The 13,756-nt window shown below is 73.2% G+C and carries 14 protein-coding genes; 6 read left to right on the top strand and 8 right to left on the bottom strand.

Annotated elements, in window-relative coordinates:
* Positions 1-36 precede the first annotated feature (36 nt).
* Positions 37-816, top strand: a complete 780-nt coding sequence (locus ACZ4TR_RS26330; RefSeq protein ID WP_465289443.1) for an exodeoxyribonuclease III — start codon at positions 37-39, stop codon at positions 814-816.
* Positions 817-918: 102 nt separating this feature from the next.
* Here the strand turns inward: ACZ4TR_RS26330 and ACZ4TR_RS26325 are convergent, their stop codons facing one another.
* The 5 genes from ACZ4TR_RS26325 to rpe all read right to left on the bottom strand — a co-directional run bounded on the left by ACZ4TR_RS26325 (position 919) and on the right by rpe (position 4,565).
* Positions 919-1,362, bottom strand: a complete 444-nt coding sequence (locus ACZ4TR_RS26325) for a PH domain-containing protein (RefSeq protein ID WP_364518902.1) — start codon at positions 1,360-1,362, stop codon at positions 919-921.
* Entirely contained in the window at positions 1,359-1,865 is a 507-nt protein-coding gene (gene ribH, locus ACZ4TR_RS26320; RefSeq protein ID WP_364518900.1) for a 6,7-dimethyl-8-ribityllumazine synthase, read from the bottom strand. Before ribH ends, ACZ4TR_RS26325 begins: the two co-directional genes overlap by 4 nt.
* Positions 1,862-3,190 (bottom strand): bifunctional 3,4-dihydroxy-2-butanone-4-phosphate synthase/GTP cyclohydrolase II, encoded by a 1,329-nt coding sequence (locus ACZ4TR_RS26315; protein WP_465289442.1) that lies wholly within the window; start codon positions 3,188-3,190, stop codon positions 1,862-1,864. The genes ribH and ACZ4TR_RS26315 overlap by 4 nt, the downstream gene beginning before the upstream one ends.
* Positions 3,187-3,816 (bottom strand): riboflavin synthase, encoded by a 630-nt coding sequence (locus ACZ4TR_RS26310; protein WP_364518897.1) that lies wholly within the window; start codon positions 3,814-3,816, stop codon positions 3,187-3,189. The genes ACZ4TR_RS26315 and ACZ4TR_RS26310 overlap by 4 nt, the downstream gene beginning before the upstream one ends.
* Positions 3,817-3,893: 77 nt before the next feature.
* The gene (gene rpe, locus ACZ4TR_RS26305) at positions 3,894-4,565 is read right to left on the bottom strand and encodes a ribulose-phosphate 3-epimerase (RefSeq protein ID WP_364518958.1); all 672 of its coding nucleotides are present in this window, start codon (positions 4,563-4,565) and stop codon (positions 3,894-3,896) included.
* Positions 4,566-4,703: 138 nt separating this feature from the next.
* Here rpe and ACZ4TR_RS26300 point away from each other — a divergent pair, with 138 nt between their 5' ends.
* The 4 genes from ACZ4TR_RS26300 (at position 4,704) to ACZ4TR_RS26285 (ending at position 9,421) form a co-directional block, all read left to right on the top strand.
* Positions 4,704-5,903 (top strand): sensor histidine kinase, encoded by a 1,200-nt coding sequence (locus ACZ4TR_RS26300; protein WP_465289441.1) that lies wholly within the window; start codon positions 4,704-4,706, stop codon positions 5,901-5,903.
* Entirely contained in the window at positions 5,900-6,559 is a 660-nt protein-coding gene (locus tag ACZ4TR_RS26295; RefSeq protein WP_465289440.1) for a response regulator transcription factor, read from the top strand. The genes ACZ4TR_RS26300 and ACZ4TR_RS26295 overlap by 4 nt, the downstream gene beginning before the upstream one ends.
* A 156-nt stretch (positions 6,560-6,715) precedes the next feature.
* Entirely contained in the window at positions 6,716-8,119 is a 1,404-nt protein-coding gene (gene phoA / locus ACZ4TR_RS26290) for an alkaline phosphatase (protein ID WP_465289439.1), read from the top strand.
* Positions 8,120-8,293: 174 nt separating this feature from the next.
* Positions 8,294-9,421, top strand: coding sequence for a serine hydrolase domain-containing protein (locus ACZ4TR_RS26285; RefSeq protein WP_465289438.1), 1,128 nt, complete (start codon positions 8,294-8,296; stop codon positions 9,419-9,421).
* A gap of 276 nt (positions 9,422-9,697) precedes the next feature.
* On the opposite strand, the gene ACZ4TR_RS26280 is transcribed toward ACZ4TR_RS26285, so the two are convergent.
* Genes ACZ4TR_RS26280 through fmt form a run of 3 tightly spaced genes read right to left on the bottom strand, consistent with a single transcriptional unit; the run spans position 9,698 to position 12,539 of the window.
* Positions 9,698-10,195: a flavoprotein gene (locus ACZ4TR_RS26280; protein WP_465289437.1), complete on the bottom strand. Its 498-nt coding sequence runs from the start codon at positions 10,193-10,195 to the stop codon at positions 9,698-9,700.
* On the bottom strand, positions 10,192-11,616 hold the full coding sequence (locus tag ACZ4TR_RS26275; protein ID WP_364518883.1) for an RsmB/NOP family class I SAM-dependent RNA methyltransferase: 1,425 nt from the start codon (positions 11,614-11,616) through the stop codon (positions 10,192-10,194). Before ACZ4TR_RS26275 ends, ACZ4TR_RS26280 begins: the two co-directional genes overlap by 4 nt.
* Complete coding sequence (gene fmt, locus ACZ4TR_RS26270) at positions 11,613-12,539, bottom strand: methionyl-tRNA formyltransferase (protein ID WP_465289436.1); 927 nt, start codon at positions 12,537-12,539, stop codon at positions 11,613-11,615. Before fmt ends, ACZ4TR_RS26275 begins: the two co-directional genes overlap by 4 nt.
* Positions 12,540-12,682: 143 nt before the next feature.
* Between fmt and ACZ4TR_RS26265 the strand changes: the two genes are divergently transcribed.
* Positions 12,683-13,642 carry a GNAT family N-acetyltransferase gene (locus ACZ4TR_RS26265; RefSeq protein ID WP_465289435.1) on the top strand — a complete coding sequence of 320 codons (960 nt, stop codon included), beginning with the start codon at positions 12,683-12,685 and terminating at the stop codon, positions 13,640-13,642.
* The last annotated feature ends 114 nt before the right edge of the window (positions 13,643-13,756 follow it).

The raw sequence follows: 13,756 nt of genomic DNA, 5'->3' as shown, positions 1-13,756 counted from the left end.
CCGTTCTTGTCGGTGGGGTGTGGGATGCTCGCGGGCATGCGGATCGTCACCTGGAACGTGAACTCCATCGTCCCCCGCCTGCCGCGTGTGCTGGACTTCTTGGAAAAGACGGCACCGGACGTGCTGTGCCTGCAGGAGCTGAAGAGCACGACGGAGAAGTTCCCGGCCGCCGAGATCGAGGCGCTGGGGTACGAGGTGGCGGCGTACGGGCTCGGGCAGTGGAACGGCGTCGGGATCGTGTCCCGGGTCGGCCTGTCCGACGTGGTGCGAGGCCTGCCGGGCGAGCCGCAGTTCGACGGAGCTGCCGAGGCGCGTGCGATCGGCGCGACGTGTGGGGGCGTGCGGGTGTGGTCGGTGTACGTGCCGAACGGGCGCGAGCCGGCCAACCCGCACTACGCGTACAAACTGGAGTGGCTGGAGGCTTTGCGGTCGCTCGTGGCGTCGGAGCTTTCGTCGGACGGGCCGTTCGCGGTGCTCGGGGACTTCAACGTGGCCCCGACGGACGCGGACGTCTGGGACATCGCGCTGTTCGCCGAGTCGACGCACGTGACGAAGCCGGAGCGGGAAGCCTTGGCCCGGCTACGGGACCTGGGATTGTCGGACGTGTTCCCCCGGCCGTTGAAGTACGACCACCCGTTCACGTACTGGGACTACCGGGCGGGGAACTTCCCGAACAACAAGGGGATGCGGATCGATCTGGTGTACGGGAACGCCGCGTTCTCCGGCGCGGTGACGGATTCCTATGTGGACCGGAACGCGCGGAAGGGGAAGGGTCCGTCGGACCACGCCCCGATCGTGGTCGACCTGGACCTCTGACCGCCGGCCTTCGAGCGCCCCAATGTGGCCTTGGTTGCGTCCAACGCACCGAAGGCCGCCCTGGGTGCGTCAGACGCACCGAAGGCCACCTTGGGGCGGAGATCAGCCGCCGGTGGCTGCGCGGTGCAGTTTTCGCAGCGCTCGCACCGCTTCCACCGCCCGGTCCCGATCCACCGCCTGCACCGCCATCACCGCGTGGTACTCGTCCTCCGGCAGCTCCAGCCGCGCCCACGACGCGCCGTCCGGGAAGCTCACCGAAAGCACCTCGTCCCACGCGAACCGCCGGGTCATCAGCACGTTCCGGACCTCGATGCCCTCGGAGTCCGCGCGTACCCGGGCGATCGCGAACAGCATCACGCCGCATGCCAGCAAAATGCCGATGCCGATCATCGCCGCCTGGTCGGAGCGCTGGAAGTGGACTCCCGTGTTGCCGTTGCGCAGCAACACCGCCACCACCACGAACACCGCCAGCAGCGCCACCGCCAGCACGCTGCACATGATCAGCGCACGCCGCGGGCGGATCACCAGGAGAGTCTTCACGGTCACACGAAACCCCGCTCGGTCCACGGCTGGCGCAGGCTCCGCAGCACATGCGCGGAGTCCAAGGCCGCGACAGTCGCTTCGTAGCCCTTGTCCTCCTTCGAGCCCGGACGGCCCGAGCGGTCGACAGCCTGCTCGTGCGTGTCGCACGTCAGGACGCCGTTGCCGACCGGAGTGCTCTCGTCCAGGGCCACCCGGGTCAGGCCCGCCGTCACCGCGTCGCACACGTACTCGAAGTGCGGGGTGCCGCCGCGGATGACCACACCCAGCGCGACCACCGCGTCGTGGTTGCGGGCCAGCGCCTGCGCCACCACCGGGAGCTCGACCGCGCCCGCGACGTGGACCACGGTCGGCTCCTCCTCCAGCTCCGCCTCACGCGCCGCGAACAGGGCGCGCTCCAGCAGGACGTCGGTGATGTCCGCGTTCCACCGCGTCGCCACGATGCCGAGCTTGAGCGACTTGCAGCCGGTCAGGTCCAGCGAAACGTCAGGACGGCCTTCGCCGCTCACAGCTTTCCTCCGTCGGGGTGCTCGGTCCCCGCGCCGACCTGGTCGTAGTGCTCCAGCTGGGCGAGGTCGTGCCCCATCCGGTCGCGCTTGGTCCGCAGGTAGCGCAGGTTCTCCGGGTTCGGCGAGATCGGCAGCGGCACGCGCCCGGTGACGCGCAGGCCGTAGCCCTCCAGGCCGATCCGCTTGGCCGGGTTGTTCGACAGCAGCCGCATGGTGCGGACGCCGAGGTCGCACAGGATCTGCGCGCCGGTGCCGTAGTCGCGGGCGTCGGCCGGGACCCCGAGGGCGAGGTTCGCGTCCACCGTGTCCGCGCCGTCGTCCTGCAGCTGGTAGGCCTGCAGCTTGTGCAGCAGGCCGATGCCGCGGCCTTCGTGACCGCGGATGTAGAGCACGACGCCGCGGCCCTCGGCGGCGACCGCTTCCAGGGCCGCCTCCAGCTGGGGGCCGCAGTCGCAGCGCAGGGAGCCGAAGACGTCGCCGGTCAAGCACTCGGAGTGGACGCGGACCAGGATGTCCTGGCCGTCGCCGATCTCGCCGTAGACGAACGCGACGTGCTCGATGCCGTCCAGGAGGGAGTCGTAGCCGACCGCGCGGAACGTGCCCGCGGAGAGCGGGATCCGGGCCTCGGCGACGCGCTCGACCTGCTTCTCGGTGCGACGGCGGTAGGCGATGAGGTCGGCGATGGTGATGATCGCCAGGTCGTGGTCGGCGGCGAACACCTCGAGCTCGTCGCGGCGGGCCATGTCGCCCTCTTCCTTCTGCGACACGATCTCGCAGAGCACACCCGCCGGCGCGAGCCCGGCCATCCGGGCCAGGTCGACCGACGCCTCGGTGTGCCCGGGCCGGCGCAGCACGCCGCCCTCCTTCGCGCGCAGCGGCACGACGTGACCGGGGCGGCGGAAGTCCTTCGCGGTCGACGCCGGGTCGGCCAGCAGCCGGGTCGTGTGCGCGCGGTCGGCGGCGGAGATGCCGGTGCTGATGCCCTCGGCGGCGTCGACCGTGACGCTGTACGCGGTGCCCCGCGCGTCCTGGTTCGTGTGGTACATCGGCGGCAGGTCCAGCCGGTCGGCCTCGGCCTCGGTCAGCGCCACGCAGACGTAGCCCGAGGTGTAGCGGACCATGAACGCCAGCAGCTCCGGCGTCGCCTTCTCCGCCGCGAAGATGAGGTCGCCCTCGTTCTCGCGGTCTTCGTCGTCGACCACGACGACCGCGCGCCCCGCCGCGATGTCCGCGATCGCCCGCTCGATGGCGTCGGCGTCGAACACCGCCCCGGTGCCGCAGGGCGTCCAGCCCGCTTCGGGCTCTGCCGCACTCGCTTCACTCATGACCGCTCCTCCGTGCCGCCGTCCCGATTGTGCACCTGGTCGCGGATGTGTGCCTCGGCCAGCTTTTCCACGTACTTCGCGACCACGTCGACCTCGAGGTTCACCAGGTCGCCCGCCTCCCGGCCGCCGAGGGTGGTCGCCTCGAGGGTGGTCGGGATGAGCGCCACCTTGAACCGGTCGTCGGTGACGGCGGCGACGGTGAGGGAGATCCCGTCGACCGCGATCGACCCCTTCTCGACCACGTACCGGGCCAGGTGCGCGGGCAGCGCGAACGTCGTCACGCCGTCCTCGTCGCGGGACAGGAACACGCCGGTCCCGTCGACGTGGCCCTGCATGATGTGCCCGCCGAGCCGGCCGCCCGCCGGGGTCGCGCGTTCCAGGTTGACCCGGTCGCCGACCGCGACCTTGGCCAGGCTGGAGCGCTGCAGCGTCTCGTGCACGACGTCGACGGTGAACTCGCCGCCCGCCACTTCGACGACGGTGAGGCACACCCCGCTGACCGCGATGGAGTCGCCGTGCCCGGCGTCGCTGGTGACCAGCGGGCCGCGGACCCGCAGCCGTGCCGCGTTGGTCAGCTGCTCGACCGAGGTGACCTCGCCGATCTCCTCGACAATGCCGGTGAACACGTCCTGCCTCCTTGTGAGCCGGTCCTCCCCATCCAACACCCGCCGCGGCCCGGTGGCTTCTCCGGTGCCGCCGCGGATCAGCCGGCCCGGCCGCGGGCCGCCTGCTCGCGCAGCGCGGCGACCGCTTTGCCCGGATCGCCGGCGCCGTAGACGGCGGACCCGGCGACGAAGCAGTCGACGCCCGCCTCGGCGGCCTGCTCGATGGTCTCGGCGTTGATCCCGCCGTCGATCTCGACGACCAGCTTCAGGTGCCCGGTGTCGACCAGCCGCCGCGCCGTGCGGACCTTCTCCAGGACGTCGGCGATGAACGACTGCCCGCCGAAGCCCGGCTCGACCGACATGACCAGCAGCGTGTCGTAGTGCTTGAGCGCGTCGAGCCACGGCTCGAGCGCGGTGCCCGGCTTCAGCGAGAGGCCGGCCTTGGCGCCGGCGGCGCGCAGGTTCTTGGCCAGCGCGACCGGGTCCTTCGCGGCCTCGGCGTGCACGGTGACGTTGTAGGCGCCGGCCTCGGCGTAGCCGACCGCCCAGCGGTCCGGGTCGTCGATCATCAGGTGGCAGTCGATCGGCACGTCGGTGCTCTTGAGCAGCGCCTTGACCACGGGCAGGCCCAGGGTGAGGTTGGGCACGAAGTGCGCGTCCATGACGTCTACGTGCACCCAGTCGGCGCGGTTGTCACCGGTGCCGGCCACGGCGGCGATCTCCTCGCCGAGCCGGGCGAAGTCCGCGGACAGGATGCTGGGGGCGATCAGGGGTCGGTCTGCCACGTCCCGAGTGTAGGAGGAGCGCGCTAACGACTGCTAACCGGTTGTGACGGATCTGGCGTACGACCAGGATCTGGCTCCGGAGGGGGAAGCACCCGGGGCCCGGTCCCCCATAACCTCGGCGTCATGTCCGGTTTCCCCCGTTCCCTGCTGCGTCCCGGCGGCTACCTCAGCGTGCCCTACGCCCTGCTGGGGACCGCCCTGACGCTGCCCGCGTTCCCCTTCGCCCTCGTCGTGGCGCTCCTCCCGGGCCCGCCTCAGCTGCACTTCGTGCTCGCGCTGGCCGTGGTCGCCCTCGTGCTGGGGCTCGCGGGGCTGGCCGGGCCCACGCGGCGCTTCGGCGTGGCCGTGGCCAACGCCATGCTCGGGACCGACCTGCCCGCACCGGGACGTGCCCGGCCCGCCTGGCCGGACCGGCTGCGCTCGGCCGCCTGGCTGGTGCTGCACGGCGCGCTGGGCGGGCTGCTGCTCATGGTCGAAGGCGTGCTGCTGCTCGGCGTCCTCGTGCCGGCGATGTGGCTGAACGGCGACCAGGGGCAGTTCTCGTTCTTCGGCGCGACCACCGAGGCCGGGCCCTGGACGGTGCCGGTCGCGCTGGTCATGCTCGTGGCCGCGCTGCTGCTCGCGGCCGCCGCCACCCGCGGGTTCCGGGCCGGCGCGCAAGCGCTGCTGGGTCCGTCGGCGGCCGAACGCGTGGCGCTGGCCGAACGCCGGGCCGCCGTGCTCGCCCGGCGCAACCGGCTGGCCCGCGAGCTGCACGACTCGATCGGCCACACGCTGACGACGTCGACCATCCAGGCGGCGGCCGCCGCCGACCTGGTCGAGGCCGACCCGGCCCAGGTGCGCCGCGCACTCGGCACGATCGAAGAAGCGTCTCGAACCGCCCTCGAGGACCTCGACCACGTCCTCGGCCTGCTCCGCGAAGAACCCGCGGCCAAGGAGCCGGCGCGCACGCTCGCCGAAGTCGATGTCCTCGCCCTGCGCGCCCGCGACGCCGGGCTCGACGTCCGGCTGACCGTCACCGGGCCGGTCGGCGCGCTGCCCGCCACGGTGTCGCGCGAGGGCTACCGGATCGTCCAGGAAGGCCTGACGAACGCGCTGCGTCACGCCGGCCCGGGCGCGGTCGACGTCCGCGTCGAGGCCGGGGCCGAGCGCCTGGCGATCGCCGTCCTCAACGCCCTGCCCGGCGTGGCGCCGCGGCCCGGGCGGCGCGGGCTGGCCGGGCTCGCCGAGCGCGTCGAGGCGCTGCGCGGCGAGCTCGACGCGGGTCCGGACGGCGAGCGGTGGCAGCTGCGCGCGACCATCCCGCTGCGGGCGGGCACGTGACGCCCACCGTGCTCCTGGCCGACGACGAGCCGCTGGTCCGCACCGGCCTGCGGGCGCTGCTGGAGCAGCAGGGCCTGCCGGTCGTCGGCGAGGTGGCCGACGGCGCCGAGGTGCTGCCCGCGGTGCGCCGCACGCATCCGGACGTCGTGCTGATGGACGTCCGGATGCCGGGCACGGACGGCATCGAGGCGACCCGCCGGCTCCTCGCGGAGCTGACCGAGCCGCCGAAGGTCCTCGTGGTCACGACGTTCGACAACGACGACTACGTGCACGAGGCGCTGCTGGCCGGGGCGAGCGGGTTCATCCTGAAGCGGGCACGCAAGGAGGAGATCGCGCACGCCGTGCGGACCGTCGCCGCCGGCGAGTCGCTGCTGTTCCCGGAGTCGATCCGGCGGCTGGTGAGCGGACGGCCGCCCGGCGGGAAGTACGCGCGGGCCGCGAAGACGCTCACCCGGCGCGAGGCCGAGGTGCTGCGGCTGATCGCCACCGGACTGTCCAACGCCGACATCGCGGCCGCGCTCGTGATCAGCCTCGAGACCGTGAAGACCCACGTGGGCAACATCCTCGGCAAGCTCGGCGCGGCCAACCGCAGCCAGGCGGTGGTCATGGCGTACGAATCGGGCCTCGTCGCGCCCGGCCACCTCACCGGCCGATGACCGGCGTGTTCCCGGTCACCTCCGGGAAGCCATGAGTTCGGCCGGTGGTCACCCGGCGCTCACCCGCCGTCCCTCCTCGGCACACATGCAAAGGGACTAATAACCCGTGTCCGGAATCCGGACTCCTACCTCCCGAAGTCCCCGAAGAGGAGAAACATGGCTTCGCTGCTCACCGGCCGCCGCCGGTGGCTGGTCGCGGGCGCGCTCGGCGCCGCGCTGGTCGCCGCCGCCCCGGTCGCCCTGGCCACCAGCGGTTCCGGCAGTGCCGACAGCGACAACGCGCGCTCGTCGGCCGGAACCGGTGACCGCACCACCGACGTCCGCTCCGCGATCCAGGGCGGCAGTGCCCGCAACGTCATCCTGTTCCTCGGTGACGGCATGGGCCAGTCGGAGATCACGTCGGCGCGCAACTACGAGCGCGGCGCCGCCGGCCGGCTCGCGATGGACGAGCTGCCGCTGACCGGCGACTACACCACCTACGCCGTGGAGCAGAACAACCCCGGCAAGCCGAACTACGTGACCGACTCGGCCGCGTCCGGCACCGGCTGGGCCACCGGCGTCAAGACCTACAACGGCGCCATCTCCGTGGACGCGTACGGCAACCCCGTGCCGACGATCCTCGAGCTGGCCAAGCGCGGCGGCCTGCGCACCGGCGACGTCACTACCGCCGAGGTCCAGGACGCCACCCCGGCCGTGCTCGGCGCGCACGTCGTCGGCCGCGACTGCAAGGGCCCGGTCGAGACGACCGCCAAGTGCGCGGTCAACGCCAAGGAGAACGGCGGCGCCGGCTCGATCGCCGAGCAGCTCGTCCAGACCCGCCCCGACGTCCTGCTCGGCGGCGGCGCGAAGTACTTCAACCAGAAGGTCACGGCCGGGAAGTTCGCCGGCAAAACGGTGCTGGACCAGGCCAAGGCGGCCGGCTACAACGTCGTCAACACCGCCGCGGGCCTGGCGGCGGCGAAGAAGGGCAAGCCGGTCCTCGGCCTGTTCGCCGACGGGAACATGCCGGTGAACTGGACCGGCCCGGCGGCGGTCCACGGCGGCACGGCGCCGGCGCGCTGCACCCCCAACCCGGCGCTGCCGAAGACCCAGCCGAAGCTGGCCGACCAGACCCGCAAGGCCCTGGAACTGCTCGACGACCGCCACTCGGACAAGGGCTTCTTCCTGCAGGTCGAGGGCGCCAGCATCGACAAGCAGGACCACGCGGCCGACCCGTGCGGCCAGATCGGCGAGACGGTCGACTTCGACGCGGCGATCGCGGCGGGCACGGCGTTCGCCCGCAGCCACCCCGACACGCTGGTGCTGGTGACCGCCGACCACGGCCACAGCAGCCAGATCGTCGAGCCGGCCGCCACCCCCGGCCTGACCGCCACGCTGATCACCAACGAGGGCGCGAACATGACCCTCGCGTACGGCACCGCGGAGCCCGGCGGCTCGCAGTCGCACACGGGTACCCAGGTCCGCATCGCGGCCATGGGCCCGCAGGCGGCCAACATCGTCGGCCTGACCAACCAGACCGACCTGTTCGGCACGCTGAAGCGGGCCCTGCGCCTGCGCTGACCCCGCGTAAAGCAGTGAATGTCGCATTGAGGGACTCAGAGTCCCTCAATGCGACATTCACGGCCCTTGCCGGGTGGTAGGGCTGGCCCCCGGAGGTTTCCGGCGGCTTGCCCCATGCCCCCTGGTGGCTCGGCTCCCTAGGTTGGGAGCACCGAGACACCAGGGGGTTCTTTCATGCGGAAATCCTTGCACGGCAAGCGAATCGTCGCTTGCGGCACACTCGTCGCGCTCCTCGCGGCGACCACGGCGGCACCCGCGCTCGCCACCACCACCAACCCGCTGCAGCGGGCGCTCGACCGGGTCACCGTCCAGGGCGGCGCGCCCGGCGCCGAGGCCGTCGTCACCGACCACGGGCGCGTCACCGAGACGCGCAGCGGCACCGGCGACGTCACCACCGGGACGCCGTACCCGCGGAACGCGAAGTTCCGCGCGGGGAGCATCACGAAGACGTTCGTCGCGACCGTGGTGCTCCAGCTGGTCGCCGAGGGGAAGGTCGACCTCGACGCGCCGATCGAGCGCTACCTGCCCGGGCTGATCGCCGGGAACGGCAACGACGGCCGCACGATCACCGTGCGGCAGCTGCTGCAGCACACCAGCGGGCTCTACAGCTACACCGACGACCTGCTGGCGACGGGCGACCTCGAGTCGCTGCGCCACCGCGGGGCCGAACCCGGCGAACTCGTCGCCCTGGCGATGCACCACCCGCCGCTGTTCGCACCCGGCAGCTCGTGGTCCTACTCGAACACCAACTACATCGTCGCCGGGATGCTCGTCGAAAAGGTCACGCGGCACAGTGTCGCCGCCGAGATCACCCACCGGATCACCCGGCCGCTGGGCCTGCGCGGCACCTCCCTGCCGGGGCGCGGCGAGGAACTGCTGCCCGTGCCGCACGCGCGCGGGTACGTGCCGGGCGAGGAGAAGCTGCTCGACTTCACCGAGTTCGACCCGTCGATCGCCGGCGCCGCGGGTGCGCTCGTGTCGACCGGCCGGGACCTCGACACGTTCTACACCGCGCTGCTCGGCGGCCGTCTGCTGCGCCCCGCGCAGCTCGCCGAGATGCAGCGCACGGTCCCGGTGCCGGGCGGAGCCGGCACGGACTACGGCCTCGGGCTGTTCCACCGGACGCTGCCGGACGGCACGCGCTACTGGGGCCACGGCGGCGACATCTTCGGTTTCGCCACGCTCGCCGGCGCTCTCGACGGCGGCCGCGGCGCCACCGTGTCGGCCAACGAGGATCCCCTCCCCGACACCGTGCGGGCGGACACCGAAACGGCGTTCGAGGTGGCGCTGGCCCGGAGGTAGGCCGGGAACGCCGACGTTCGTGGGGCGCGTTCGTGGGACGCAGTCGCGGACCGCGGTCGTGCGCCGCGGTCATGCGCCGCGGTCATGCGCCGCGATCGCCCGTGCCGCCCACGACCGGAGTTCGCCGTTCGCGAGCGGTGCGCCGGGCCGCGTGTGCCGCGCGCGGCCCGGAACTGTCGGTGCCCACGGGTAACGTGGAAAACGGGGGGCGCCCCCGCGGGCCGCTCGAAGAAGCTTGCTGCGCAAGGAAGCTTGCCGCGCAAAGAAACGAGCCGCTCAGGGCAGCAGGTCGAGGGCCTCGGTCCACGGGCGGCCGATGTCGAGCCGGTGCAGCGTCACCCCGGCGCCCGCGAGGGTGTCGAGGTGGCGCTGCCACGCCGGGTGGTGCACCCGGGTGTCCTGGATCTGGTAGGCGACGACGATCGTGACGCCGGGTGCGCCGAGGACGTCGCCGAGCACGGTCAGCGCCTGGTTGTCCGCGATGCCGAGCGCCAGCTTGGCCACCGAGTTGGCCGACGCCGGCGCGAAGAGGAACACCGCCGGGTCCGGGTGCGGCCGCGGCTCCCCCGGCAGCCGCGAGACGCTGCGGACCGGCAGGTCGGTGGCCGCGGCGACGTCGGCGAGGGCGCCCGTCGACTCCAGCCAGCGCATCGCGGTCGGCGTCAGGGTGATCGCCGGGCGCCAGCCGCGCTCGGCGGCGGGCCGGACCAGCTCGGCGGCGAACCGGGTGTCCAGCCCGCCGCACGAGCCGGCGACCAGCCCGAGCTCCCTCACGGTTTGCGCAGCACGGCGCAGAACATCGCGTCGGTGCCGTGGCGGTGCGGCCAGAGCTGCACGTACGGCCCGTCACCGAGTTCCGGCACGCCGGGGAAGAACTCCCGCGAGTCCACTACTTCGGCCTTGAGGCGCCGGGCCGTCTCCGTCAGCACGCCTTCGGTCTCGGCCAGGTGCGGCGAGCAGACGACGTACGTGAGCGCGCCGCCCGGCCGCAGCAGCGCGTACGCCGCGGTGATCAGCTCGCCCTGCAGCTTCGTCAGGTCCGCGACGTCGGACGGCTGCCGCCGCCAGCGCGCCTCGGGCCGCCGCCGCAACGCGCCCAGCCCGCTGCACGGCGCGTCGACCAGGATCCGGTCGTAGCCCGGCTCCAGGCCGCTTTCGCGCCCGTCGGCGACGTGCACCTTCACCGGCAGCCCGGTCGTGGCCTTCTCGACGAGCTTCGCGCGGTGCGGCGCCTTCTCGACGGCGTCCACGGTCGCCCCGCTCAACGCGGCCAGCGCGCCGAGCAGCGCCGCCTTGCCGCCGGGGCCGGCGCAGAGGTCGAGCCAGCGCTCGTCGGTGCCCTCGACGGGCACCTTCGTCGCGGCGATCGCGCACAGCTGGCTGCCCTCGTCCTGCACCGCGGCCAGCCGCTCGCGGATCGGCTCGGCGTCGCCCGGGTCACCCGCGCCCGCGGGCAGCCGGACGCCGTAGGGCGAGTACGGCGCCGGGTCGCCGCCGGTGATCGCCGCCAGCTCGTCGGCGCTGATCTCGCCGGGCCGGGCGACGAGGTGCACCTCGGGCCGCGCGTCGTCGGCTTCGAGCGCGGCCTTGAGGCCCTCGCCCTTGTCCCCCAGCGCTTCGGCGAACGAGCGGGCGATCCAGCGCGGGTGCGCGGTGCGCAGCGCGAAGGCCCCGATCGGGTCGGTGGCCTCGTCCGGTGCGACCTCGTCCAGCCAGGCCGCTTCGTCCTTTTCGGACACCTTGCGCATGATGGCGTTCGCGAAACCGGTGGCCCACGAACCGGCTTCGGCCCGCACGAGGTCCACTGTGGACGTCACGGCGGCGTGCTCCGGGATGCGGGTGCGCAGCAGCTGGTAGACGCCGAGGCGCAGCGCGTCCAGCACCACCGGGTCGGTCTTGGCCAGCGGCCGCTCGGCGCACGACTCGATGACGGCGTCGAGCAGGCCCTGGGCCCGCGACGTGCCGTACGCGAGCTCGGTCGCCAGCGCCGCGTCCCGGCCGCCGATCCGCCGCTCGCGCAGCAGGTCCGGCAGGACGAGGTTGGCGTAGGCGTCCTTCTCCCGGACCGCGCGCAGGACGTCGAACGCGGCTTGGCGGGCCGGGTCCACCTCCGGCGGGCGGCGCGGGCCTTCCTTGCGCGGTGCCGGGCGGCCCCGCATCGGCCGTGACGGCCGGCGTTCCCTGTTGTCGTTCACCGGAGGCGTTCTCCCTGGTCGATCCTGGTTCCGCGGGCCCAGTCGGTGGCCGCCATCCGTTTCTTGCCGGGTGCCTGGACGTCGCCGAGCCGCAGTGGCTTCGTCGCCGTGCCGACCAGCACCCGCTTGCGTTCGACCACGATCTCCCCCGGCGGCGGGCCGGGCTCGTCGACCACCGTCACCGGGCCGAGCTTGAACCGCTCGCCGCGGAACTCCGCCCACGCGCCCGGGTCCGGGGTGACCGACCGGATCTGGCGGTCGACCGCCGAGGCCGGGTCGGCGAAGGACACGCGCGCGTCCTCGACGGTCACCTTCGGCGCGTAGCTGAGGCCCTCGGCGGGCTGCTCGCGCGCGACGAGGCTGCCGTCGGCCAGACCGTCCATGGTGGACAGCAGCAGCTTGGCGCCGGACTCCGACAGCCGCCCGAGCAGGCTGCCCGCCGTGTCGGTCCCGCCGATGGTCTCGGTGACGACGCCGAAGACCGGACCCGCATCCAGCTCCTTGACGATCCGGAAGGTCGACGCGCCGGTGATCTCGTCGCCGGCGCGGATCGCGGCCTGCACCGGCGCCGCGCCCCGCCACGCGGGCAGCAGCGAGAAGTGCAGGTTCACCCAGCCGAGGCGGGGGATGTCGAGGGCGGCCTGCGGCAGCAACGCACCGTAGGCGACGACCGGGCAGGCGTCCGGCGCCAGCTCGGCCAGCCGGGCGAGGAAGGCCGGGTCGCCGGCGCGCGCGGGCGTCAGGACCTCGATGCCGTGCTCGTCGGCGAGGGCGCCGACCGGGGAACGGACGACCCGGCGGCCGCGGCCGGCCTGGGCGTCGGGCCGGGTGACGACGGCGACGACCTCGTGGCGGCCGGAGTCGAGCAGTGCGCGCAGCGCGGGGACGGCCGGCTCGGGGGTGCCGGCGAAGACGAGCTTCATCGGCCGGCCCCCGGCGGGAGCGGGGAGGATTCACGTGGCTGGAACATCGGGGACGAGTCTAGAAGGCCCTCATGATCACGGCGCGCTCGCGCCCGCCGGGAAACCGGGCGACAGCCCGCGCGGGCCCGGCTAGCGTCGCCGGTATGCCCGGACGATCATCTTCCCTGACCTGGCGGCCGCTCACCCGCGACGACGCCCAGGCGTCGGCCGACCTCCTCAACGCCGTCGAAACCGTCGACCGGATCGGCGAGCACTACACCGCCGAGGACACCCTCACCGAGCTGGCCGACCCCTACGCGGACCTGGAGCGCGGGAGCCTCGCGGCCTTCGACGGCGACGCGATGATCGGCTACATGAAGCTCCGCTACAAGCCGTCCGCCGACGAGGTCCACCGGGTCTTCCTGGACGGCGGGGTCCACCCGGCCCACCGCCGCCGGGGTGTCGGCACCACGCTCGTCGAGGCCGGGGTCGCGGCGGCGAAGGTGCTGCACGCCCGGCACCACCCGGGGCGGCGGCTCGCGGTGGACGTCCACCGGCCCGAGCACATCGCCGGGCTCGCCGAGCTGATGCGGTCCCAGGGCTTCACGCCGGCCCGGTACTTCCAGCGCATGGAGCACCCGCTCGGGGACGTGGCGCCGGTGGACGAGCCGCGGATCGAGCCGTGGTCGGCCGAGACGGACGAGGACTTCCGGCGGGTCCGGAACGAGGCGTTCGAGGACGTCTGGGGTGCGGTGCCGATGCCCGCCGACCTGTGGCGGAACAAGATCACCAACCAGACGTTCCGGCCGGAGGTCAGCTTCCTGCTCCGCGACGCGACCGGGGCGCCGGCGGCCCTGCTGGTGACGATGTCGTGGGACGCCGACACCGAGGCGACCGGAATCCGCGACGCGCACTTCATGGTCGTCGGGACGCTGCGGGAGCACCGGAAGCACGGGGTCGCCTCGGCGCTGCTGGCGCACGCGTTGCGCGCGGCGGCGGAGCAGGGCTACGACCAGGCGAGTCTGGTCGTCGACTCGGCAAGCCCGTCCGGAGCGTCCGGAGTCTTCGAGAAGGCCGGCTTCGTGCCGAAGACGCGCTACGTCCGCTGGGCCCTCGAAGCCTGAGCCCGAGCGCCCCAATGTGGCGTTGGTTGCGTCCCACGCACCCAATGTGGCGTTCGGTGCGTCTGACGCACCCAACACCACATCGGGGGGGTGGGGGGGAGGGATCCCCGCAGG

The sequence above is a fragment of the Amycolatopsis sp. NPDC028719 genome, assembly GCF_055565395.1.
This window is presented reverse-complemented; position numbering and strand designations above follow the sequence as displayed.

What these genes read in the sequence shown, in the direction of transcription:
- fmt (WP_465289436.1), bottom strand. Translation starts at nt 12,539, where the DNA reads ATGAAGCTCGTCTTCGCCGGCACCCCCGAGCCGGCCGTCCCCGCGCTG.
- ACZ4TR_RS26285 (WP_465289438.1), top strand. Translation starts at nt 8,294, where the DNA reads ATGCGGAAATCCTTGCACGGCAAGCGAATCGTCGCTTGCGGCACACTC.
- ACZ4TR_RS26315 (WP_465289442.1), bottom strand. Translation starts at nt 3,190, where the DNA reads ATGAGTGAAGCGAGTGCGGCAGAGCCCGAAGCGGGCTGGACGCCCTGC.
- phoA (WP_465289439.1), top strand. Translation starts at nt 6,716, where the DNA reads ATGGCTTCGCTGCTCACCGGCCGCCGCCGGTGGCTGGTCGCGGGCGCG.
- ACZ4TR_RS26300 (WP_465289441.1), top strand. Translation starts at nt 4,704, where the DNA reads ATGTCCGGTTTCCCCCGTTCCCTGCTGCGTCCCGGCGGCTACCTCAGC.
- ACZ4TR_RS26265 (WP_465289435.1), top strand. Translation starts at nt 12,683, where the DNA reads ATGCCCGGACGATCATCTTCCCTGACCTGGCGGCCGCTCACCCGCGAC.
- ACZ4TR_RS26330 (WP_465289443.1), top strand. Translation starts at nt 37, where the DNA reads ATGCGGATCGTCACCTGGAACGTGAACTCCATCGTCCCCCGCCTGCCG.